Below are 24,257 nucleotides of genomic sequence, written 5' to 3'. Positions count from 1 at the left end.
TCCATACAGAGCCGGTATCAGACAGTAAACATATCGTAGGCCTTTGCTACAGCAAACACTATAAAGCCCGATGCAAGGCACATAAGTCCTCTTGTCTTGCCGTCGGCGGAATCGTCCTTGAACCCCATAGCAAATTGTATCGCACCGATAAATCCTATCACCAGACCGATACGGGCGACCCAGTCAACGATGAACTGCACAACGGTGTTAAAGGTATCGACACCCTCTGTACTGCCCGAAGAGCCGGAGGAATCATCAGCAAACGCTGTAATACCCATAAGATTTGCTGCCATAAGACCAAATGTAACGGCAAAGCTTATACGCCGCACCATTCTGATACGCTTGCTCTCACACTGCTCTACCGTCAGATCACTGTTCTTTGTAAGATCTTCCTTGAAAGCGGCCTTTATCTGAGCCGCCTTATTTCTTATCCACTTCGTAAATATCATCTCCCTAAAAATCATCATAAAAATCATCAAGGTAATTATCTTCATACACCTCGATATATCTGCTGTTATCTGTGACCATCGGCTCTGCTGCGACAAGGCTTTCCGTACCATCAACGATTACAGGCTCCGGCTGTCCGTCCTCCGGCACTTTCGGCATTCTCTTCATAAAAGCCTCTGCCGCCTGCATTTCTGCAATACGGCTATGCGGCTGCTGCGAACCCACGTCGATACTCTCCACATGGCAGTCAAGCTCGTTTTCTACCATTTCTATCTTTTCGGGAACTGCTCCATGCTCGGTATCTTCAACCGGCTCACTGTGAAGATCACTCTCGTCCTCTGATTCATGACCAAACTTCACCGTATTTATGTCGCTGATAAGGTAGGCATTATCGTCATTGAAATCCTCCAGCAGCTTGTAATTCGGGTGACGCTCGATCTTGTATTTGTTGCAGAAAAACGGATAAATGCCACGAACAAAAAGAATACACTCATTGTCCTTCATAGTTTTCAGCTCGTCCACCGTCATAAGCTCACGCCCAAGAATACTGTCATTTTCGGAGGTCGAGCCCTGCCTTCCTCTGGTGCGGTTATGCGACCTTGTATCTATTGTTTCCTTGCCCAGCGTCTTTGAAATATGTTCAAGAGTTGTCGGCTCCTGACCGCCCAAGAACAGCAGGCTGTCACAGTTGCCCAAGACATTCTCCCAGCTATCCTTGTACATCTTTTTAAGCTGTGACAAGTTCTGTATGATAACATTTGCCGAGATCTCCATTGAACGCATTGTTGCCAGCAGTTCCTCAAATCTCGGTATATTGCCTATGTTCGCAAACTCATCAAGCAGACACCTGACATGAACGGGCAGCCTGCCTTTGTACTTGAAATTTGCCCTGTCATAGAGCACATCAAAAAGCTGAGTGTACATCATCGCCGCCAAGAAATTGAAGGTATCGTCCGAGCTTGGTATGATAATGAACATTGCTGTCGGTCTGTCGCCTATCGTTTCAAGGTGAATGTTATCACAGCAGGTCAAATCCATTACTTCGGGAATATTGAACGCCTGCAAGCGCACCGCCGTTGAGATCAGTATCGACTTTGCCGTATCTCCTGCTGCCTTTTTGAAATCCTTGTAGTATTTCAGGCACATATACTCGTGAGACTTTTGGCTTTTCTGCGCAAGGTCGATCAGATTTAGCTCCTTGACCCTCTTATCAATTCCTCCCGCCTCCTCGGTATATTTTTCGGGCTCCTCCAAAGCGTCGAATATGAGGTCGAGGTCTGACATATATGCCTCGTCGCCCTCTTTGACCTCCGCCTTTTTCAGCAGCTTCATTACCTCTGAAAAGTTCTGTCTTGACTTATCTTCGCACTCTACTAAATAGAAGCAGAGTGCTGCAAGCAAAGCCTTTGTGCTGTCGTCCCAGAACTGATCTCCGCCACTGTTTTCCTTTGAGGTGTTCTTCATCAGAACATTAACCATCTTGATTACTGCTGTTGCAGAATAATTACCGTCAACATCATAGATGTACTCAAAGGGGTTGTAGTTGTTGCTGTGAGCCATATCTATAAGGTTGAAAACCCGAATATCATAGCCGTAGCTTTCAAGCATTTTACCCGTTGACCGCAGCAGCTCACCCTTCGGATCGGTACAGACATAGGAGGTATTTGCCTGCATAAGATTAGGCTTGACGTAAAATCGGGATTTGCCGGACCCCGATCCGCCTATGACCATAACATTCAGGTTTTTCCTCGTCTGCCTTGTATTCAGCGACATCTTGACTTCGTTTGTAAGGACAACGTTATTGTCCTGCTCAAAGCTGAGTTCCCGTCGTTTCCAGAACTTTAACCGTTCAAAGAAGTTATGTACTTTGATCTTGAACGGCAGCTTTACCTTCTTAGGCTTGTCCGCAAGGCTTTGTATCTCCTTCTTATTCGCCCACCTTGCCGAGCCGTGTTCCTCGCCCTTTCGGTGAAATCTCTTTCTGCTTGTGTACTTATTAAGCGCATAAAGCCCTATACCGAATGCTGTAAACATTGGCAGTTTAACAGCATATCCTCCAGCCTTAACAAACTCAAATACAAGCTCGGTATTCTTTAAGGTGCTGTCCAAGGTCTTTGAAAGCATTTCAATATTCGTCTTGCCGTTCTCGTCGGTAACAAGATCAAATGATGCACCGACCGCTGCCGAAAAATACAGAGCGAACCCTGCGAGAGCCGAGTAGATACTTACTGTGATAAAGTCCGGTTTCTTTGGCTCCCGACTTATTTTCTCGACCCCCTGTCTCTTGTCTTATGGTCAAGCGTATTTCCGGGCTTAGGCAGCTTTGCCTTGACACGCTGGAGCGTATTCATCGAAACGCTCTGCTTGCTCGCCTTACCTATTATCCTCTCAGCCTTATTTTTGCTCATACCAAAAGTATCGGTCATCTGCTTTATTGCCGAGTCCTTATCCGACAGGTCAAGCCTTAAAACGGTAGAACCGCCTGTTACCGTAAAGCTGTTCTGAGATTCACGCTCAATAGCGTATTCCTTGAAATTCAGCGTTACAGCCTTTTCAGCAAAGCCCAGCTTTTCGGCTTTAGACATGATCGCTGCGATCGTTTCGGTATCGCTGACTTTGAGATAGTTCACAATGTCACGCTCAACGTCCTCACGCCTGATATTCGCACCTGACAGCACCACAAAGTTGCCGTCCTTATCGGTGATCGTAAGCTTGGGAGTTTCCTCATTTCTGAACTTCATCTTTGCAAAGCTGTAATTCTCGGTGAGGATATTGTCATCATCAAGCCGGATATCCTTTGCAAAGTATTCAAGCTGCTCGACAGTTCGTGAGCCGCTGTAGTAAAACTGCTTCTGCTCATCGGTCAGCCTGTCAGCCAAGATATTCGCCACCTCTGCCGCCTTGAAAGGCTCAAAGCCCATACGCTCGCCAAGCATACGTTCAAGCCTTGCCTTTGTGCAGAAATTCATTGTGATCTTTTTGCCGTCATTCATATCCGTAACAATGATCTTAGGCTTGTCCTTTTCCTTTACCACCTCGACTGATATTTTAGACAGCTCGCTCTGCATCCTGCGGTAGTTCTCCATAGCCCGACCGATCTGCTGCTCGTAAGCCGCATTGAAAATGCACTTGACATCCTCCTGCGTTTCCATAAAGCTGACAGGTATATCGTGGTCGGAACAGTACATCTGAAACCCCTCGACCTGCGTTTTTTCGATGGTTATCATCTTTTCTGCCTGTGCAGGTTGGTTTAGTTTCTGCTGTACTATGTCACGCACGATACTGTCAAGGGCTGCCTTATCCTTTTTATTAAAGAACACCGACAGCGTGTTATCCTTGTCCTTTTCCTGAACGCCTGCAAGCGGTATGTCAAGTGATTTTGCCCTTTTTACAAGCTCCTTGAAATCAGCCTTATCAAAGCTCGGCAGCATACCTATCTCGCCGCCCTCTTTGAGCCGTTTGAAGCTGACCTCGCCGCCTGACAGCTTGAGCTTTTTGCCCTTCATAGCCTTCGCCTGAGCCTTGTCACGCTCCTTATCAATGTTTATCTTGATAAGCTCCAGTAATATCTCATTCGCCTTTGAGATAATATCAACGCTGACAGTTACTCCTGCGCTGGCAACATCATCGCCGTGCATGGTCATTCCTCCTTTCGTTTTAAATACAACCGCTAATCGCCAAATATGCGGTTTCGTTATATAGGTCACTTTGAGGCGCTTTTTTAGTAGCAAATGCAAAAGTTTGGGGATATGCACAAATCAAAATGTAATGTCATTTCTGGAATTGTATTTGTTAGACAATATTTCTTTTGCTTTATTTAAGGTCCATCTCACACTTGTATAATGAACAGCCTCTATTTCAGCGATGTCCTTTATGGAATAGTTTTCGACATACCTAAGTATCATTCTTCTTACTACTGCCTTGCTGCAATTACTGAGTTCGTTTTTTATCCATTCACGCAGATAGATTTTTTCGTTGCTATCATCCAAGTCTACTGCTGAGTACTCCTCCATACTATGGGGAACATCAATCGATCCTGCATGATGACGTCTTTTTTCATTTCTTTCCCTTTCCTTTTCTCTTTTATAGTCAAGAAGCTCGATAAGCACCTTATCACTTACCTCTTCTGTTTCCTGCTCAGAGCAGTTGTCCTCATAATAGTCTCTGATATTTATTACGCTGACATTATCTGCCTTGAAGATGATAGATACTTTATCCAATACATTCTTATATTCCTCAACAAAACCCTTGTTATCAATTATCATTTTTATATCCTCCGAAAATCTAAAATTAAAGTTGTTGGTCCTTTAAATTTCAGATCTTCGCTAAGGATAGTGAGCATATCTAAACACAGAATCACTCCGGCGCATTTAAATTCAACAGAATCAAACACACCGGAGCACTAATTAGTATATATTACCAGTCGAAAAAGGCACAAAAAAATACACCCTCTGCCTGCGTCAAAAAGACGCAGGGCAGGAAAGTGCGCACCTTGTCGGCAGTTCACCCTGATGAAAGGCTTATTGCCGTAATATTCTTAATGCTCAGCTGCTGCATAAGGATAATTCCAATGCGTTTATCTTTAATGTTGTAAACTCATTATATCATCATATGCAGCAAAAAGCAGTACCAAACGAGTAGGAATGTTGTAGGAATTACGTCGCATTCCAGTCGCATTAAAGTCGCATGTTTTTGCGACTTATTGTAAACCATTTTTGAATTCATGCCGAGTTTGTCTTTATGATATACGTCGGTATTGTAAAACCAAACAGAACATAACCCAGCAGATACATCGCCTCCTTCTTCTTTCTGTAATATGTGCTGCGCTCTATTTCAAGCTGTTCCAGAATATCGTCTTCATTATAGTCAAAATAGTTCAGATACTTCATATCGAGTATCTTATAGTATTCTTCACCCATTTTCGGGTATTCTTTCACCTTTCGGACAGCGGCTTGAATAAGCTCAGAAAACTCCTTTGTCTGAACAGCAGTCTTTAACCTTACTCTGAATGATCTCATATCGTCATTTGACAGATAACCAATCAGAAATGAAAACCTATCCTCGCCATAAACCTGTTCATAAATATCATAATCATCTATATTCAACAGATTTACACCTGTATTATTTGTCCAGCTAAAAGCTTTGTACTGTTCGAGAATGATCTTTATCTTTGTATAACTATTCTCAATATCAATACACATAAGCTCGCTCTGACCCTCCAGCCATACCATAAATTTAGATTTATATGCCATTATCGTCCTCCGTTTCACAATAAAACGCCCATATTTTCACACACAAAGTCTTGCGAGACATCTCTTTCTGTATCATCATTTTACTACATATGTTCTATTTGTGTCAATAGCCAGAAAAAAATAAAAAGCCTCTGGTGATGTCTTTTTACATCACCAGAGGCAAAAAACATTTTAAAAGAGAATAATATCTCCCACTTACTTATACTGCTTAAGAATCCCTTGACAAATCTTTTTGTACTCAAGTCTGACAGTTTTGGGAGAGAGTATCTCTATATCATCGTCAAACTGAAACACCCAACTGTAAAAAGTCTTGCTTACACTCGCTTTGACAGTAATAACTATATAATTGTCCGACTCATCAGACTGTACATAGATATCCGAACCGAATCTGTCTATAACAGCATTATACACATCTTTGGAAAAGCATTTAAGCTCAACACTTTGCATTATACCGTCAAACATTTTAAAAACGTGTTTTATATAGTAATTCACATCATAATCGGACGGCGAAGGAACACATGTGTCTTTTGTGATCTTTACATCACTCATTCTATCAACTCGAATAGTAATCACTTTTTTATGCTTAACTGAAAAACCAATAAGATAGTATCTGTCATCCAACCATACAAGATCATACGGACTTATCTTAACACTTTTTCCATCATAACGATAATCGGGCAAAAGGTTTTCATCATTATCATAATACTTATATGATATCTGCTTATGACTATCAATCCCACGATTAATAACCTCAATTATATCCATTATATCGTGATTCTCTGACTTGATACAGTTTTTTCCTACATTTTTGAGCAACTTATCAGCATTATACTTACTTTCAAGACCTGATAGCTTTTTTATCAGTTCATTACTCTGCTCAACAGTAATTGTTCTTGCAGCTGATACTGCATCAATCAAAAGAGTAAGCTCAGACATTGAAAACACTCTATTCTTAATATGATATCTATTCTGTGAGCTCTTGACACAAACCACTTCAAAACCGCATTTGTTCAGCTCATCTATATCAGAGCATATCGTCTGTCTATGAGTATGAAAGCCAATAGAATCAAGATACTCAACAATTTGATGCACAGTCAAATAGTGTTCTTCATCCGTCATCTTATAAAGATATTTTAGAATATGTAATTGTCTGCAACCAGAAACCGCCATAAACCCTCCTAAAGATACTAAAACATATAACCATTCCTCATGAATCAGCAAATAACGAATATTAATTCAAATCATATAATGTCTTAATAAGTGATGCATCCCTATTATAGTTCTTTTTAGAAAAGCTTTCTAATATCTTTTTTTCTGTTTCCGGAGACCAATAGATTCTTAGGCTTTGTTTGGCTCTTGTGATTGCTGTATAAAAAATATTATGAGTTATCAATTCTTCAACTTCATTTGTAATAACTATTTTAACAGAACTATACTCTAACCCTTGTGCTTTATGAATTGAAACCGCATATGCAACTTGAAATGGTACAATAGCATTATTGGATTGATCATCTTCATCAGTAGATCTATACTTATCTACACTGAAACTAATAACTGAATGATTATTTAAGGTATCTTTTAACACTTTAATACCATACATATTGGCCTCAAATCCATTTATTATATGATCAAGTTCAATTTCAAATGTGATTTTATTCTCCCCCGGAGATATTCCAACTATTCTTCCTTTCATATTATTATAAATCAAAGGTGCAAATCTGTCCGATTCATTAAATAGAACAGGATCGTCGATTTTATATGTATTGATTCTCCAGATATACTCTTTATTGGGGTTATTACTCTGCAATAGTCTGTTTATATTATTGATTCCATAAAGGCCATCATAATTGAGACATAAAACTATTTCATCCTTATCAACGCTTTCAAAAATAGAATCATCAAGATTAACTGTATATCCCGCTTTTAGCATAGGTTCTAAAATGGCATCATCAAGATTTCTCACTCTCTCCCATACGGTTAACAAGCTTTCTTCTGTTGTGCGAAAAGGTTTAGTCAATTCAGTAACCGATGTCTGTGGAACAAAGCAACGAGCTATACTAAACCAATTACCGAATCGAATAGACTCAATTTGAAATACATCTCCAACTAAAACAAGCTGAGAAAAAGATGCCTTACTTAAAAACTCCTTCATATCAGAATTGCTTACAGTACTACATTCATCTATTACAACAATATCATATTTAGAAAAAACAGTATGCTTTGAATTGAATTTTTTTATAGTCATAAACTTACAGTTATTCTTATCAACAGTCACTTTACGTCTCATATTATCAACAGCTGGATTAGTATTAGCAATAAAGAGTTTCTTTTTATCTTCATATAAATGTGAAATATGATTTATAAGAGTAGATTTACCGGTTCCTGCTGAACCATATATTAATGAGACATTAGAGTTTTCAAACATGCTCTCTAATGCCTGAAGTTTTTCTTTACAATCAATAACATACTCCGGGTTACTAATCAACCATGATGTAACAAACTCTTTATAATCATCAACACCGTTTTGAGATAGTTCTATGATTCTTTCTATTATTTCTGATGTATCATCTGCAAATCCTTTAATATATACATAATCTTTATAGGTTAATAGGTTACGATGAGAATGCTTATAATACAACTTTGAATTATACTTATTGATTAATTCTTGAATATCATCAAAACGAGATAAATCATTCTTTGGGGTGAATAATACTCCATTTTGTTCAGTATTATTCGTTATTATTCTAGCTAAAAACTCATGATCACGCCCTGTAGTATCAATACAATCAAATAAATCATAAAGCTTAGGATTGTGATTAACAAGAGACGTTGTATAAGGCATTTTGTCAAAGGGAATACACCCCCAACATAAGTTCAAATCAGATAAATAAGGACATGTCTCAACATTATACTGTTTTTTGATGATTCTATTATTCATATTATTAAGCAAATAACGCAAAACATTTGATCCTGAATGATTGTTGTTTATAATACTTCGTGCAGAATCAAGAACATCAAATATTGGTGTCGTTTGGGAATTCTCCGTGCATTTTTGCTTTATGTATTCATAATAATCATCTGAGGATGCAATTAAATCCACTAAACTTTGATGATTCTCTGATATATGATCCATTAATGAAGAATATTCTTTCTGTTTTGTATTGACTCTTTTTTCATTATCACCAAGTATTCTAGCAAAATTATTAAATTCACATTGACGTATTGATACTTTCCATGAATCAATAACTTTTATTGGCATTGATTTACCCATTACATTAATTGTATCATTATGTAATGATAGCTTAACAGCATAATTATCGAATATATCTAGATTCGTGAAACAAATCACCCTATCAAATTTACTCACATTATCATCTGCAATAGTAAATGTCACTTCGTAGAATATTTGACTTCCTATAAAAAAAGCTTTTTTCTTCTGTATATATACTCTATCATCATATTGATCTTTATACGCATATTGACTTGGGACTTTAATTCTTTCACTAATCTTTTGATAGTATTCAGATAGTTGAGGGTCAAGGTTTAATGGGAAATCATCTATATTCCTTAAAACTTCTATATTATAGTTTGCCCTCAAGAATTCCTTTATCTTTAACAGATGCTCATAATACTTAAGCATCAACCTTTCAGATCCACCTTCATCAAAAGTATAATGGGAAACCGACTTTTGCAATAACACATGAAAACTTGATAAGAAACGTAATTGCCCCTTTGTTTTTATGAAGTCCAATGCATCTATTTTTATTCTATAATCATTTGGATCTGAATCTTGACCATTAGAATATACTTTCTGAGCAATATACTCAACAAGATTTCGAAGCTGTGAAAGAATATTTTGTGATAATAAACCTCTTTCTGAATCATCAAATTTAGAAATGTTCTTACATATTACAGCATCAGCATCAAGAATTGCTTTATCTATCCTTAACATATAATTCTCCCTTAGCATCTGTAAATCATTCTTAATCTCACTATTAGTATTATTAATACTAAATAACTAATAATTTATAATATATATATCATATATTTGTTTCTTAGATTTACACATTTATCTAAAAAACATTGAACGTTCATTTTGCTAGTCTCAAATGGATTCAATCTTTTACCTATATCATAATGAATTATATCATTAAATACTATGAATCCCTGTAATAGCAATTAACAAATCATTCTACTTCAGGGATTCTTATTCTATATCATAATATATCATTAACAGTAATAAAAAAATAGCTTACTAATCAAAACTATAATTACCAATTTTATAATAAATAATTACCTCTTAATCGCATTGATAATTGACTTACTCTGCCATCTAACTATACTGTCAGCCTTACTTTTAACAACCCAAGATGTTCGCTCAGATCCCCAAGGTTCAACTGCGATTATTCTTTTAGGATGTGTAAAACCTTTCTTAGCAAGATCCATCTCAATATTGATCCATTTACTGTATGTTGCGTAGACACCTGCCAATATTAATACACAACTTGCATGAGACATTTGCTCTCTAATTGCAGCTTTTAATAATTGTTCATTAGGGGCATTATGTATAGGATCATCTTTGGGAACAGAATAATTCTTGTACTCAAAAAAAGGATCTTCATCTAGGAGATCAAGTAACTCATTGTACATTTTGCTATATGACCAGGAATGACTAATAAAAAGATTGTATATCATTTTTTACCTCCATTTATTATCTGTTTAGTTCTTTCTTTAGTTCTTGATAAAACTCTTGAACTTCCATTTCTTTTAATTCTGAACTAACTGATTCAAATAAAACTCTTGTTCTTTCGTAAGATTCAGAAACCCTTCCACGCACCATAATATATTTATAAATATCATTTCCATCCTTAAGTCTTGGCCAATAATCAAGATATTCTGGTAAAGAAACAGACGATACAAGATAATTAGCTATAGGTATTGTTTTTTCTGAAGCTATACCTATTTCAAAAGGAACCCACCAAGAGTCTTTTGTATTCTTAGACATCACAACAAACACATCTGAACACTCTCCCATTTTCGCACGAATATGTTCAGTCAACTGTTTTCCATTTCCAATAAGTGTATCATCCAGCAAATCCAAATAAGTATCAACCCCATATCCCTTTAATGCCATTTGAATGCCTTGTGCAATCGACGAATCTTCTTGTTTATGTGAAATAAATACTTTCATAATACCTCCTCATCTACTATATACGATTATTGACCAGTAATTTCCAGTAATACTTTCCAATCGGTGTAAGTCTACAACCACCTGACTTCATTGCTGCAAAGTACATATGCTCCTCTTTGACAGGCTCAACAATATCAACGCTTTCAAGCCTTTGTAGCACTTTGAAAGTATTGACATTATCATCATCCGCATATGGTTTAATAGTTTTGTTTTCATAATCAGGTTTATTTGTAAATTCAAAAGAAGGGTCTAAGCTGAATACACTATTTTCATTATCAAAGCACTTCAGAAGCATCTTTAGATCATCAAATGAAACTCTCGACTTAGCCTTTCTAAGAGAAACAAACTTTGAAATATTGGTTTTAAAAATTGGTCTCTGGTGCCATGTGCCTAATGATTGATCAATATATGCGTAAATACTGCCAGGAGTTATATCTCCCAATATATTAGCTGCACCGCCTTTCAAAGCTTCTAACAATAGTGCAGTGAATACTCCATGTCCATCTATTTCTTCAGAAATCTCTGTATCTCTACTCGAAGTAAGAATCGTTACACCTTTTCCTATTTCACTAATGCTTTGATTAATTGGTGATGTACCCATACTACCTGAGTAACAACAATCAAATATCACTATTCTATTGGTACTACTTGAATCATTAGCCATCTTAAGGATATCTTTCATTGATACTCCCCAATCATTTATAGCATAATCAGGTGTAACAAGATAACCCCCTGTTTTATCACAATGACCATGTCCTGAAAAGTATAGTAGTTCAATATCATTTCCGCCTGAGAATAGAGCTTTGATTTTTCCTTTTAGTTCTCCTTTGGTTTGTATTGACAAATCTGTTTTTATATCAAAATTTCTCGATCCATCATCATGCTTTTGCAAGAGTCTGGATATTTCTATGGCATCGTTTTCGCAGCCATCTAGATGGGAACCTGGATAATCATTTATACCAACAATTAATGCTTTTCTCATAGTCTAACCTCCTGAAATCAAATAGTTCTATTTACGCATTCTCTCGTATTCTTTACTAACTCCCTATAAATTTTTAACAAGAATCTTATAACAAAAGTAAGAAGCAAGCAACAAAAATTGTATAAATACACAATTCCAGTAAAGATTGTTTGTTTACAATGACATCATAAGGTGATTCATATAGGCAATAATGTAAAATCTTTTATCAATAATAGTATTGTTTTGACTTCAACTATAAATACCTATAATACACAGAATATAAAACTCAGATTCGTAGTATTCATTGAAGTATCTCTAATTTCATCTTGTATTCTTTACATAATCATAACTACCACTAAAGCGGTGGTTTGCTCTGCCCCTAAAAGGGGCTATTACTGGCTTAGCCCCTCAAGGGGCGCCGAGGGTTTAGCACCGCATTACATTCACAGGCAGCCGCAAAGCTGCTGTTCTTTTTTGCCTACTTGGTCTTACTACCCGTAAACGGGTCCATAAATTCCTTTAGGCTCATCTGATATTGCATATGATCTTCTTCGGTTTGATTCTATATGTATTCTCGTATGACTTTTTCATTGCGCCCCACGGTGTCAACATATTATCCTCTGCACCAAAAATGTCGGCTACCATACTTATATTTCAAATTTGCGTGCCTGTCAAATATCATCAGGGTACTCTTGCCCGGGCTAAATTTATTTAGCCAAGATATCATCCCATAAACTGTGCTATACTTATATATGGCGGTATGCTCACCAACATATGGATATGGTCTGGCATTGCTTTGGCTTCCAATATCTCCACGACTTTCTGTTCACACAGTTTTCTCAGTATTTGTCCTATGTCTGCCTTTAGCTGTCCATATATCACCTTTCTGCGGTATTTGGGTGCAAACACTATGTGATACTGGCATCTGTAATTTGAATGGGATAGATGTTTTATTTCGTTTTTCATTAGTTTATAACCTCCGTTTATTTTAATTTAGTAATGCGGTCGCCAAGCCACTACTATTTTATCATATTCGGAGGTTATTTCAAAGCGCTCGCTGAAGCTTTTTTATGTCCCCCCGGTAGAACCGGGGGGTTATTTACGCTAAAACTGCCAATAACAAAAAGCCGCAGATTTCATCTACGGCTTTAATACATACATATAATTGCATTGATCAGCTCTTTATCTCTTCCTCCAGATCAAGAGCTTTTTCAATATAATCCAAAAGAAGCTGGCCCTTGTCTTTTGACATACGTCTGAATAGTTCTATTAGCTTTTTATCCTTTTCAGAATAATATAACATACCGGAATCATCTATATTGAAAAACTCTGCTAAAGACAGGTTTAAAGCGTCCGCTATGATCACAATTGTAGAGAAATTCGGCTGCTTGATACCATTTTCCAGATTTCTTAAATGTGCCACACTTATACCTGACAAATCGGATAATCTATATTTACTAGTATTCTTTTTCTTACGCCAATAATACAACGCATCTTTAAACTCCATAATATCACCTACCCAATAACTAATTGAGGATACATTAAAAATAGTATAATTATAGTATAACCTAAAATCACTCTCTTGATAACGTATCAGTAGGATAATAAAATCAATTCAATAATTACCACATCTATGATTGCTTTTATATTTACTTATTATTACCGTTGTGATATAATCAGTAGAATAACAGTAAATCTTACAATTATTAACATGGAGGTATAGTAATGCTGCCAATAATATTCATGGACTTGGTCGATGAAAGCGATATTCCGGCTTTTGAAAAACTATATGAGTCAAACAAGGATAAAGCCTATAAAACGGCATATAGAATAATAAAGGACAGTACACTCGCTGAGGATTGCGTTTCTGAGGTTTTTCTTGCCATTGCTCGAAATTTTCAAAAAGTTAATAAATTAAACACTGACGAACAGAGCAAATATATTGTTAGTAGTATTAGGAACAGGGCAGTCAACATAATTAAAAAAGAGAAGATTTCGAGAGAAAGCATTTCTTATGATGATACAATACTATCAAGCAATAGCTTTTCAGAATTAAAGCTTATCGAGTTAAAAGAAATAGCTAACCAATTAAATAAGACAGATCTGGAAATAATATATTGGAAGGATATTCGAGGGATAGAATACAAAACAATAGCCGATTCTTTCGGTATAAGCTATGCCGCCGCCAAGCAAAGGCATTGGACTGCTAAGAACAATCTGCAAAAGCTGTTATCAGCGGAAGGAGAACAAAATGTTTGAAAACCCTCTTGTTTTACAAGCCATTCAGGAAGTATTCAATGAGAGATTTGAAGAAGAAATGAAGGAGCTTGAAGACGAGGAACCACACATCTTTAGTGAAAACATAATAAACGAATGGCCAAACTGATAAAGAATCAGAAAAAGCCTTACTTTATGCTTATCTGTACCACAGGACGAAGAGTGGCTTGTATTATTGCGACTATAATAATACTGTCCGCTTCTGCGTTAAGTGTAAAAGCTATTCGTGAAGCGATTTTCGACTTTATTATGAAAGCATTCTCTGATTATACTATTGTCTCAACCGAAAGTGGGACTGATACAGGTTATCCGGATACGATAGAGGAAGAGTATTATATTTCTGAGTTGCCGGAAGGATTCAATCAGACTCAGTATGGTTTATCAAATGTAGCCTTATCTGTATTTTATTCTAATAATAATGGAGATTATATTTTGTTTACTCAAGAAACTAAAACAGAGTATGAAACTAATTATGACAACCATCTTAATGAGTTTAAAACCACTTATAACGGACAGGAATACTTAATTATTGAATCAGACAAAGATACAACATACATTTGGGATAATGGTTATTACATATTTGAAATGACAAGCAATTTAGACAAAGAATCGTCGCTCAATTTATGCAATTCAACAAAAGCTAAAGGCTGATTCTTACATATAATATAATTAAGCTGTTAATAATGGTAGAGATTAATCTCTGCCATTTTTTATTTTGAAGGGTGATTATATTATGAAAAAGATCATTTCAGCGATTTTATCATTAGTCTTGGTTTTTAATTGTGGTTCGGCAGCATTCGCAGAAGGTGAATATGATACACATGAAGACGAAATAACAACAGAAGAGTATATTTATACTCGACAGATAAGTAATTATTTATCTATATCAAATAATACAGCTTCATGTTTAAGTACTGTAATGGGATATCCTGATGTAACAACAAAAATTAGGATTGAACAAATACTCCAAAAGAAAAATGGGTCATCATGGTCTAATAAAGTGTATTTTATAAATACCTATAATACATATATTGCAATATATTCAACTCAGAAATCTGACTTACAAAGCGGCACATATCGTCTCAAGACCATTGCAAAGGTATACAGTGGTGACGACTATGAGACTATAACAAAGTATAGTAATACCTGCACCTGCTAAGTCTGAATGATCCTATATTGATTTATTATGCTATAAAAGCACAGCTCAGTTTATACTAAGCTGTGCTTTGTTATGTCATAATTAAAAATAATAAGTATACTTGCAAAAATTCGGCTTATATGATACAATATAAAATACTAATAGGAAGTGACAAAATGATGATAGTATATATGTCTGTCATTGAAACAGACAATGACAGAAACAAGTTTAAAGAAATATATGAGGATTTTAAGCAGTCACTCTACCTTGATGCACTTTCCATTGTTAAGAATCCCGAGGACGCCGAAGATGTTGTCGAAGACACCTTTTTGAAAGTCGCTGATAGCTTTACAGAAATTTCACAAAAAAATCGTCAGAAAATGCGTGCCTACATAGTCATAATAAATAGGAACAACGCAATAGACAGATATAATAAGAATAAAAAGAGCCTTGAAAAGAAAGATGATACTCCTTTAGAAGAAATAATTGATTCAAGTTATTTTGACAGCTATGAATATGATGATCTTTATGATGCAATAAAAAAGCTGCCGCAAAAGTATAAGGACATTATTTATCTATATGATCTTCTGGATATAGGCACAAAGGCGACAGCTAAAACTCTAAAAATATCTGATGATACTGTTTATAAGCGAGTATCAAGAGCAAGAATGTTACTAAAAAAGCTGCTTGAAAAGGGTGATCAAGATGAATGAAAGCAATTACAAAAGAGCAATATTTGATGCACTTACTCCCGAATATGATGATATGCTGCCGCAGGTAGAAAACGAGCATACATTTTCAAAGGGGTTTGAAAAGCGTATGGATAAGCTCGTCAAGCGAAGGAGCAAGCCATACTATATGATGATCAATACCGCCGCAAAGCGTGCTGCCTGTATTATCGGGATCATACTTATCGCTTCATTTACAACTGTTATGAGCGTGGCGTCATTCAGAGAGGCTTTTAAATCATTTATCGTTAATACATTTGAAAAGTATTCTGTTGTAAGATCAAATGATGAAGATAGCAGTGTCCCTGAAACTATCAAAGATATTTATGGTATATCGCAAGAACTGATAAAGGATTATTCGGTTACTTATGAAGAAAAAGATGACGTTTCATATAATATAACATATAAAAGCAGTAACAATAGGATTATAGATTTCTCTCAATTCACAAAAAATGAATTCGATATTGCGATAAACACAGAGAATGCTAAAACCATCACAGTCGAAATAAACGGATACGAAGCAATGTTCTATACAGATAATCACAATTATAATCATTTAATATGGGATAATGGTGATTATATGATTAAAATTAGTTCTAATATTGGTAAAGATGAACTAATCAGCATGGCAGAAACTGTGCAAAAAGTAGAATAGTGTAGTTTTGATAAAATAACTGTCAGAAATGAGACCTTCAAAAAGTCATAGTATATGAAAGCGGTTAATGCTTTTAATACATGACGATTGGAGGTTTTGTTTTTGAAAAAGAGTATTTCTCTTCTAATGGTAATGGTTCTTTTAATTGCCTTTCCTCTTAATGCCTTAGCAAAAACGCCGGATAATGGTGAAAAACTATTGTATACAGAATCTTACAGTTCCACATTGCTTGTTTCAGGGAATACAGCAACCTGTAAAAGCGCATTAACAGGATACTATGGAGAAACCACACAAATTGTTATCGGACAGTATTTACAGAAGAAAAGTTCTTCGGGTAACTGGACAACTGTCAAGAGCGCAAGCACGACTATCAACTATTATAAAGGGTCATTTACAAAGACCTATACCGGGCTATCAAGCGGTACATATCGGTTGAAATCGTCCTTTGTGGTGTATGCAGGAAGCAGTTTTGAGACACTGCTAAAGTATAGTGCCGAAAAAACAATATGAATTATGCTTTATGCAGAGAGGAGGATGAGTCCGATGTTTTGAGTGTAATATTACGGCTGTGTACTTGTATGTATAAGTACTTGGTTTAAGACTTTTGCTTTAAGCAAATTATAGGAGTATTGACTTTAAGTCAAGTAATAAATGCATTGACTTTTTCAGAATGATATGCAAATAGTATTATGGAGGTTTCGTTATGAAAATCAGAAAAAGATTAGTTGCTATGAGTACTGCTATTATTATGATAGCTTCTGTTACTGCCATTGGAGCAAGTGCAAAAAGCGATACAGTTACTGCGACATTCCCGGGATATACCAATACAGGAACATCTACTGTGACATATAGTACCGGTAGCAGTTCAACAAACACTACAAAACCGTATGCGACTGCAGTTGTTCAAGGTAAATACATTTATATTAATATATCTACAGCTGTACGAACAACTAAAACTGCAAATAATGGCGCACTTTATTCGGCATCAGTAAGCTTCACAGCACCTAGTGGTAATAGAAGCTATAGTGAATCAGCAACACATACAGTTGGCGCATGGTCTCAGCCGACTAGTGTAATATACTAATAGCATAATCAATACATAGCATTATGCACTCACAATATAGCTGAATATTTAAGTGTCATACAGAATAATATGGAGCTGAGTGCTTTTAATCTTGCAATCAGCTCCTATATTTGATGATTTAATATATGTTTTAATGGATCTGTAAATACGATCAAATGCTTTCTATTATTTATCACAATAAACAACCAAATTTTTTGTCCTTATTTACAAATCCATTTGAACAATCGAGTGAAATCATCTCCGGTAAACGTATATATAAATAAAAGGAGGCGGCGTATGAAACGACTTTTTATTCTTGTGATAACACTTTTGCTGCTTACATCATGCGGCAAGAGTAATGATAATGATCCACAGAGCAGCACAGAAAAGCAATCTGTATCTATCGACTTCACATCAGCGCAAAGCTATTCTGATATGGGTGTGACATATGTAAGCGACAGCGGCATACTTCACTTCTATGACCTCGCAAGCGGGTATGATACAGCGCTGTGCTCAAAAGCCAACTGCAAGCACGAAGGAGTAAGTGCAGCAAACCCCAAGCCCACCTGTGACGGATATGTTGAAGGGAGTTGCTATTCGCCTGCGATATACGGTGATGATCTGTATTTCCTATACACCCCCGACAAAAAGGAAAGCAGCTATGCAGACCTGTCAACAAAGGTACTGTGCAAGGCGGATAAAGACGGCACAAACAGAAGCGAGATAGCAAGGCTTGACAATGCTCAGACAATAAGTGCATCGGCATACAGCGGACATTACTATGCCTGTGCTTACTATAACAGCTTTGATGATAACGGTCAGTCGCTTGATAAGCGTGTGTGCAAATTAAGTGTGATAGACCTTGACAGCGGGAGGATATGCACCACCCCCTCATACGAAAACACTCAGGGCATAATCAATAAAATATGCTTTGACGGGGAAAGTGCGGTATTTGCATATACATACACCACAGAAGACATTGACCTTTCAAAGCAGAGTGATAGTGATTATGAAGAATATCTGAAAGGCATAATAAAGACAGAGCTTATACGCTTTGATATCGGCAGCAGCAAGGCTGAAAGTATCTGTACTTTAGATGCAAATATTACGGATATTGGCTTCGACTATGCACTTTCAGACGAGGACGAGCCTGCACTTATCTCACTTTCAGACGGCAGCAGGAAGATACTTGACAGTCAGTACTCTCCATATCTTATAACAGACAAGGGCGTACTCGTTTACAGTAAAGACGATTACTCTCTTGCTCTTTTCGACATATCCTCAGACAAAATGACTAAGCTTGGCATCAAGGATAAAAACACTTCGATAGCTGCTATAACAGACAGCTATGTATATATGTATTACAGCGTTGGCAAGGATACATTTTTAGGTTTTGTTGAAAAAGCAGCGTTATTAAGCGGTAAAGAATGTGAGCTTACAAAGATCAAGGCGGTGTGAATATGGATTTGTTTAAAAGAGCAGCAATAATTTCAGCTATGGTGTTTTCTCTATCTGCTTTATCAGGGTGCAGCGGCAATACATCAAATATTGATAGCATAAGCTCTCTGCCAGAAAGCATAACAACTCCTGCACCGCAGACACATGATGATGATTTCTATATCAAGTGGGCAATTCCCGACAGCATAATCATATCCGATGAAGTGAATGACAAAGTTAATGCTTTACTTGACGAGAAATATGGGCTTGGAGTAAGATTTGTGCCTATCAGTGATATACCGGGCGAGATAGATTATCACTCGGAGCTTATAAAGGCTGATGCTGATATAGCATTTGCAGGATTTGATTCAGATGATGACAAGCCCTGCGAATGGCTTATTGCCGAGAGGTATTTTGCGCCGCTTGATGATATGCTAAAGGGCAGCGAGCTTTATTCGCTTATCCCCGAGGAGCTTTGGAAAACAACAAAGTCAAACGGCAGCATTTATACTATACCGAGCGAGGCAATGCAGGATATAGGGGTGTGCGTAGTATTTGATCTTGATAAGATACCTGCTGAGAAAGCCAAGGCATTTAACGGGGATATTACGCAGCTTGACGGATTATTAAGCGATAATGATATGCTGTACTATGGGCTGAGTGGTTTTGACTATTCTTCGTTTTATGGTGATTATTACAGCAATGGTATTATAACCACTCCCGAGGGCGTTGCAAAAAGCATTACAGGTGATGCCGAATGTATGGCCTGGCTAAAGGAAATGAACTCACTCTTTAACAAAGGAAAAGCTACCGATATAGAATGCGACTGGAGCGTGCTCATAACAAAAGATACTGTTCCGATTAGTAAAGAGAACATCTATATTTACAAAACCAAGGCCATAGTTGGTCAAAGGTTCGGAGCATCGACAGGTATAATAAATACAAGTGAGAAGAAACAAGAGGCATTTAAACTGCTGGAGGTAATTCATACCGATCCCGAGATAGCTGATCTGTTGGTCTATGGTAATGAGTTTACAGAAAAGGACGGATATGCTTATGACGCATCGGGTGAGAAGATATATGGCTTTATAAACAAGCTGGTATTTGGCATAGACACCAATGTGCTGTATGGCGCAGATATGCTAATGCAGTTTAGCTCACCTGATGAAAAGAAAGCATATTATGATGAAAACGTCATCGTATCTCCGCTGGCAGGGATAGATATCACAACAGACTGCAAGGAGATAAACACGGTAATGAATAAATACCAGAATATATGGAAAAGCAAGGACTTAGACAGCGATATAGCCGCCTTAAACAAAGAGCTGTCAGACGCAGGGATAGAGGATATACTGTCAAGCATAAACGAAAAGATAAAACAAGGAGCTAAGAAATGACACTGTCTCTTTGCAACCTCACCAAACAATACGGCACCTTCACCGCCCTTAAAGGCCTGAGCTATGAGTTCACCCCCGGTGTTTATGGCTTGCTCGGACCAAACGGCGCAGGTAAATCAACACTTATGAATATCATTACAGATAACTTAAAGCCCACCTCCGGCAGCGTTATGTATAACGGACAGGATACTGTATCTATGGGTTCTGAGTTTCGCAGACTTTTAGGCTTTATGCCGCAGCAGCAGGGGCTGTACCCGGGCTTTACGCTGGAGAGATTTCTTTACTATATGACAGCCTTGAAGGGTATGAGCAAGGCTCAGGCAAAGGCGGATATAGAGCGCCTTATAGGGCTTGTAAATCTGAATGATGCACGCACAAAGCGGCTCGGCGGCTTTTCGGGCGGAATGAAGCAGCGTGCGCTTATCGCACAGGCAATGCTCGGCAGACCTGAGATAATAATCCTTGATGAGCCTACCGCAGGGCTTGACCCGAAAGAGAGGATAAGGATACGCAACCTTATCGCAGAGATAGCCTTTGAGAAAATAGTCATAATAGCAACGCACGTTGTGCCTGATATCGAGTTTATCGCAAAAGAAGTTCTGCTGCTCTCGCACGGTGAGATAATAGATTCGGGCAAGCCCTATGAGCTGTGTGAAAAGCTGTCGGGCAAGGTGTTTGAGATAAAAGCAGACGAAAGCAAACTATCCAAAATAACAGACAAATACAAAGTCGGCAATATCTCAAAGGATATGCAGAATATTTATGTAAGAGTTATCTCTGACAGCGAGCCGACAGACTTTGAGCACACCCTCTGCAAGCCTGACCTTGAAGACCTCTATCTTTACTATTTTGATTGAGGTGAGAGTATGAGGATATATTTTAACGAGCTTATCAAGGCAATCTTCCGAAAAAGCACCATAGGTATATTTATAGCGCTCATCGTCTTAAACGGCGTTATGCTGTATGTTAACGAGAACAGCACCGATGCACTCTACACCCCTAAGCAGTACGGGGAGATGTATGCCGAGATCTCAGGCAGACCTGCGGCTGATGTATATACTGAACTGTGTGATAGGAAAACCGCCCTCGAAGAAAACGACAGCGACCTTGTGCAGCTTGAGCTGACTGAAACGGTACTTACAGAGGTCGAAGCAGTCTCAGGGTATGATGATTATTTATCGGGAATTGACGAGCGAGCAAAGAAAATGACCGCTATTTCCATTTTTTCCGATCCCGATTCATTCAGCTACAAGAACATTGCCAAAACGCCTGATGACTTTGCACATCTTAAAGGCTCAGCGCTTAAAGTTTCACCCTCAAAGGGCGTTGATATGGCAACGGGCTTTCTGCCGACAGATGTTATCGCCTTTCTGATGATAATGACGGTGATCGTTACTATCGTCACCCGTGAAAAAGAGCTTGAACAGCTTACCCTCTCACGCACGACATTCAAGGGCAGGGCATCACTCGGAACTGCAAAGCTGTTTACCTGCTTTGCAGCGGCCTTTGTGGCTTTAGTGATGCTTTATTCTGTCAACTTCATAATAGCTTACAATACCTACGGCTTTGGCGACATTTCAAGACAGATACAGTCTGTGCTTTCCTTTAACGGCAGCAACCTGAGAATATCTGTCTCCGAATATTTTGTATTTTTTCTCTTGACAAAGCTGATAGTTTACTGCACATTTGCGGCTCTTATCTATCTTGTGACAGCTGTTTCTGACAGCGCAGTAAAGGTATATGCAATACTTGCCGTTATCCTTGCGGGCGAGAGTGCTTTGTACTATACCATTCAGCCGACGAGCTATCTTTGTCCGCTCAAATACATAAACCTTGTTGCCTTTGCGGATACAAAGCAGCTTTATTCGGAATACCTAAATCTCAACATATTCGGTGAGCCGTATGGGTATTTTTACATCTTTTTTATCTCTGTCATAATTCTGCTGACGGGGTTTTCTGTTTGCTCGGTAGTTATTTTTGCAAAGCGTGGCGTTATCAGAAGCCGCACAAGGAGAATATCACTGCATTTTCCAGAAATACATCACACAAGCCTTTTTCTGCACGAGTGCTACAAGATACTGATAAACGGCAAGGTGCTGTTTATACTGCTTGCATTTGCGGCATTAGTATATGCATCATACACGCCTATAAAGGAACGATTTTACTCAAAAGAGGAAATATACTTAAAGCAGTATATACTCAAATATGAGGGTGAGCTTACCGAAGAAAAAGAGCAGGCTATCGCACTTGAAGGCAAGGCGCTTGATGAATATGACACAAGCGGAGATGAAATATCCTCTATGATAAAAATGCAGGACTTAGCCGAAAAGCGTTCTGCTTACGAAACGTTTAAAAAGTACATTGACTACCTGAAGCAAAACGGCGGAGAGATAGTTTACGACAGCGGTTACAAGCTGCTGACAGGAGATGAGAGCGCAGGCAGCAAGGACACCACAATGGCACTTACGGCAATGGCAATGCTTATCTGCACGCTCACTTACGTTTACAGTATTGAGTATCAGACGGGCGCAAGCGTGCTGCTGCACACATCACTTAAAGGCAGAGGTGCGGTGTTTATCCGCAAGCTCATCATAGGTATTCTGATAGTGACGATAGTTTATATCCTGACATATGCGCCGTATTTCTACGGAGTACTCAAAGCCTACGGCACAAGAGAAATAAATGCTCCTGCCTGCTCTATGGAGCATCTGAAAGGGTTTAGCATAAGCATAAAGGCGTATCTTATACTGCTCTGTGTGGTCAGGTTCTTTACGCTTATAACAGCTATGCTTTTGATATTCTTTATTTCAAAGAAAGCAAAGAGTTTTATTGCGGCGCTGCTGATTGAAACGGCGGTGCTGGTGCTGCCGCTGGTTTTGTATTTGTTGGGGATAGAGGTGTTTAAGTGGTTTGGAGTTAATGCGGGGGTTATTGGGAATGCTTATACATCTTATTTGTCATTTTTTCAATAAACACAACTACATCCAACAATATTTATATCTCCTATTACTCTGAAGTATTAGCCTATTTGTAGTAATAGTGATTATTATAATGGAATACAGTTCAAGCATTAGTAAAGATGAACTAATCAGCATAGTAAAAACTGTGCAAAAAGTAGAATAGTGTGGTTCTGGTAAAAAAGCTGTCAGAAATAAGACCTCCAAAAAGTCATAGTATATGAAAGCAGTTAATGCTTTTAATACATGATGATTGGAGGTTTATTTTTTGAAAAAGAGTATTTCTGTTCTAATAGTAATGGTTCTTTTACTTGCCTTTCCTCTTAATGCCTTAGCCAAAACACCTGATAATGGCGAAAAGCTATTGTATACTGAATCATATAGTTCCACATTGCTTGTTTCAGGTAATACAGCAACGTGTAAGAGTTCATTAACAGGATATATTGGAGAAACCACTCAGATAGTCATTGGACAGTATTTGCAGAAGAAAAATTCTTCGGGTAACTGGATAACTGTCAAGAGCGCAAGCACGACCATTAACTACTATAGAGGATCGTTTACTAAGACTTATTCAGGTCTATCCAACGGTACATATCGTTTGAAATCGTCTTTTGTGGTTTATGCAGGAAGCAATTTTGAGACACTGTTAAAGTATAGTGCCGAAAAAACAATATGAATTATGCTTTATGCAGAGAGGAGGACTGATTCCGTTGGTTTGAAAGTATACAGTACTGTATACTTGGGCGTTGTCCAA

General features: G+C 37.7%; 24 protein-coding genes and 1 pseudogene. 13 read left to right on the top strand and 12 right to left on the bottom strand.

What is annotated here, in order from left to right:
* Window positions 1-17 precede the first annotated feature (17 nt).
* The 12 genes and pseudogenes from CD05_RS19445 to CD05_RS19435 form a co-directional block, all read right to left on the bottom strand.
* Window positions 18-467: a hypothetical protein gene (locus tag CD05_RS19445; RefSeq protein WP_051588798.1), complete on the bottom strand. Its 450-nt coding sequence runs from the start codon at window positions 465-467 to the stop codon at window positions 18-20.
* Window positions 454-2,571 (bottom strand): VirD4-like conjugal transfer protein, CD1115 family, encoded by a 2,118-nt coding sequence (locus tag CD05_RS17290; protein WP_051588797.1) that lies wholly within the window; start codon window positions 2,569-2,571, stop codon window positions 454-456. Before CD05_RS17290 ends, CD05_RS19445 begins: the two co-directional genes overlap by 14 nt.
* Before the next feature lie 137 nt (window positions 2,572-2,708).
* Window positions 2,709-4,085: a DUF3801 domain-containing protein gene (locus CD05_RS0103255; protein WP_028509283.1), complete on the bottom strand. Its 1,377-nt coding sequence runs from the start codon at window positions 4,083-4,085 to the stop codon at window positions 2,709-2,711.
* A gap of 120 nt (window positions 4,086-4,205) precedes the next feature.
* On the bottom strand, window positions 4,206-4,712 hold the full coding sequence (locus CD05_RS0103250) for a hypothetical protein (protein WP_028509282.1): 507 nt from the start codon (window positions 4,710-4,712) through the stop codon (window positions 4,206-4,208).
* Window positions 4,713-5,168: 456 nt separating this feature from the next.
* The gene (locus tag CD05_RS19440; protein ID WP_051588796.1) at window positions 5,169-5,699 is read right to left on the bottom strand and encodes a DUF1492 domain-containing protein; all 531 of its coding nucleotides are present in this window, start codon (window positions 5,697-5,699) and stop codon (window positions 5,169-5,171) included.
* A 195-nt stretch (window positions 5,700-5,894) separates the two neighbouring features.
* Entirely contained in the window at window positions 5,895-6,869 is a 975-nt protein-coding gene (locus tag CD05_RS0103240) for a WYL domain-containing protein (protein WP_028509281.1), read from the bottom strand.
* A gap of 61 nt (window positions 6,870-6,930) precedes the next feature.
* Window positions 6,931-9,651 carry an ATP-dependent RecD-like DNA helicase gene (locus CD05_RS0103235; protein WP_028509280.1) on the bottom strand — a complete coding sequence of 907 codons (2,721 nt, stop codon included), beginning with the start codon at window positions 9,649-9,651 and terminating at the stop codon, window positions 6,931-6,933.
* 341 nt (window positions 9,652-9,992) lie between these two features.
* A complete protein-coding gene (locus tag CD05_RS0103230) occupies window positions 9,993-10,394 on the bottom strand; it encodes a TIR domain-containing protein (protein WP_028509279.1) in 402 nt (133 codons plus the stop codon).
* Between the two features lie 16 nt (window positions 10,395-10,410).
* A complete protein-coding gene (locus tag CD05_RS0103225) occupies window positions 10,411-10,890 on the bottom strand; it encodes a toll/interleukin-1 receptor domain-containing protein (protein WP_028509278.1) in 480 nt (159 codons plus the stop codon).
* Between the two features lie 16 nt (window positions 10,891-10,906).
* Window positions 10,907-11,872, bottom strand: coding sequence for a caspase family protein (locus tag CD05_RS0103220; protein WP_028509277.1), 966 nt, complete (start codon window positions 11,870-11,872; stop codon window positions 10,907-10,909).
* Window positions 11,873-12,329: 457 nt separating this feature from the next.
* Window positions 12,330-12,817: pseudogene (gene tnpA / locus CD05_RS17280) on the bottom strand (IS200/IS605 family transposase).
* 208 nt (window positions 12,818-13,025) lie between these two features.
* Window positions 13,026-13,358 (bottom strand): helix-turn-helix transcriptional regulator, encoded by a 333-nt coding sequence (locus CD05_RS19435; RefSeq protein ID WP_051588795.1) that lies wholly within the window; start codon window positions 13,356-13,358, stop codon window positions 13,026-13,028.
* 218 nt (window positions 13,359-13,576) lie between these two features.
* On the opposite strand from CD05_RS19435, the gene CD05_RS19430 reads away from it, so the two are divergent.
* The 13 genes from CD05_RS19430 (at window position 13,577) to CD05_RS0103150 (ending at window position 24,179) form a co-directional block, all read left to right on the top strand.
* Window positions 13,577-14,110, top strand: coding sequence for a sigma-70 family RNA polymerase sigma factor (locus CD05_RS19430; RefSeq protein ID WP_051588794.1), 534 nt, complete (start codon window positions 13,577-13,579; stop codon window positions 14,108-14,110).
* Complete coding sequence (locus CD05_RS21270) at window positions 14,103-14,237, top strand: hypothetical protein (protein ID WP_278244759.1); 135 nt, start codon at window positions 14,103-14,105, stop codon at window positions 14,235-14,237. The genes CD05_RS19430 and CD05_RS21270 overlap by 8 nt, the downstream gene beginning before the upstream one ends.
* A 53-nt stretch (window positions 14,238-14,290) precedes the next feature.
* The gene (locus CD05_RS17265; RefSeq protein WP_198021564.1) at window positions 14,291-14,779 is read left to right on the top strand and encodes a DUF4367 domain-containing protein; all 489 of its coding nucleotides are present in this window, start codon (window positions 14,291-14,293) and stop codon (window positions 14,777-14,779) included.
* Between the two features lie 82 nt (window positions 14,780-14,861).
* On the top strand, window positions 14,862-15,287 hold the full coding sequence (locus tag CD05_RS0103190; protein WP_028509276.1) for a hypothetical protein: 426 nt from the start codon (window positions 14,862-14,864) through the stop codon (window positions 15,285-15,287).
* Between the two features lie 155 nt (window positions 15,288-15,442).
* Window positions 15,443-15,979 (top strand): RNA polymerase sigma factor, encoded by a 537-nt coding sequence (locus CD05_RS0103185; RefSeq protein ID WP_028509275.1) that lies wholly within the window; start codon window positions 15,443-15,445, stop codon window positions 15,977-15,979.
* Window positions 15,972-16,649 carry a DUF4367 domain-containing protein gene (locus CD05_RS0103180; protein ID WP_028509274.1) on the top strand — a complete coding sequence of 226 codons (678 nt, stop codon included), beginning with the start codon at window positions 15,972-15,974 and terminating at the stop codon, window positions 16,647-16,649. The genes CD05_RS0103185 and CD05_RS0103180 overlap by 8 nt, the downstream gene beginning before the upstream one ends.
* Window positions 16,650-16,751: 102 nt before the next feature.
* Window positions 16,752-17,159, top strand: a complete 408-nt coding sequence (locus CD05_RS0103175) for a hypothetical protein (RefSeq protein WP_028509273.1) — start codon at window positions 16,752-16,754, stop codon at window positions 17,157-17,159.
* A 193-nt stretch (window positions 17,160-17,352) separates the two neighbouring features.
* A complete protein-coding gene (locus CD05_RS20505; RefSeq protein ID WP_156947273.1) occupies window positions 17,353-17,733 on the top strand; it encodes a hypothetical protein in 381 nt (126 codons plus the stop codon).
* A gap of 276 nt (window positions 17,734-18,009) precedes the next feature.
* Entirely contained in the window at window positions 18,010-19,170 is a 1,161-nt protein-coding gene (locus CD05_RS0103170) for a hypothetical protein (RefSeq protein WP_028509272.1), read from the top strand.
* A 2-nt stretch (window positions 19,171-19,172) separates the two neighbouring features.
* Window positions 19,173-20,546 carry a hypothetical protein gene (locus tag CD05_RS0103165; RefSeq protein WP_028509271.1) on the top strand — a complete coding sequence of 458 codons (1,374 nt, stop codon included), beginning with the start codon at window positions 19,173-19,175 and terminating at the stop codon, window positions 20,544-20,546.
* A complete protein-coding gene (locus CD05_RS0103160; RefSeq protein WP_028509270.1) occupies window positions 20,543-21,403 on the top strand; it encodes an ABC transporter ATP-binding protein in 861 nt (286 codons plus the stop codon). The genes CD05_RS0103165 and CD05_RS0103160 overlap by 4 nt, the downstream gene beginning before the upstream one ends.
* 9 nt (window positions 21,404-21,412) lie before the next feature.
* Window positions 21,413-23,518 (top strand): ABC transporter permease, encoded by a 2,106-nt coding sequence (locus CD05_RS0103155; protein WP_028509269.1) that lies wholly within the window; start codon window positions 21,413-21,415, stop codon window positions 23,516-23,518.
* Between the two features lie 253 nt (window positions 23,519-23,771).
* Window positions 23,772-24,179, top strand: coding sequence for a hypothetical protein (locus tag CD05_RS0103150; protein WP_028509268.1), 408 nt, complete (start codon window positions 23,772-23,774; stop codon window positions 24,177-24,179).
* The last annotated feature ends 78 nt before the right edge of the window (window positions 24,180-24,257 follow it).

The sequence above is a fragment of the Ruminococcus sp. NK3A76 genome (assembly GCF_000686125.1).
Taxonomy (GTDB): Bacteria; Bacillota; Clostridia; order Oscillospirales; family Ruminococcaceae; genus NK3A76.
This window is presented reverse-complemented; position numbering and strand designations above follow the sequence as displayed.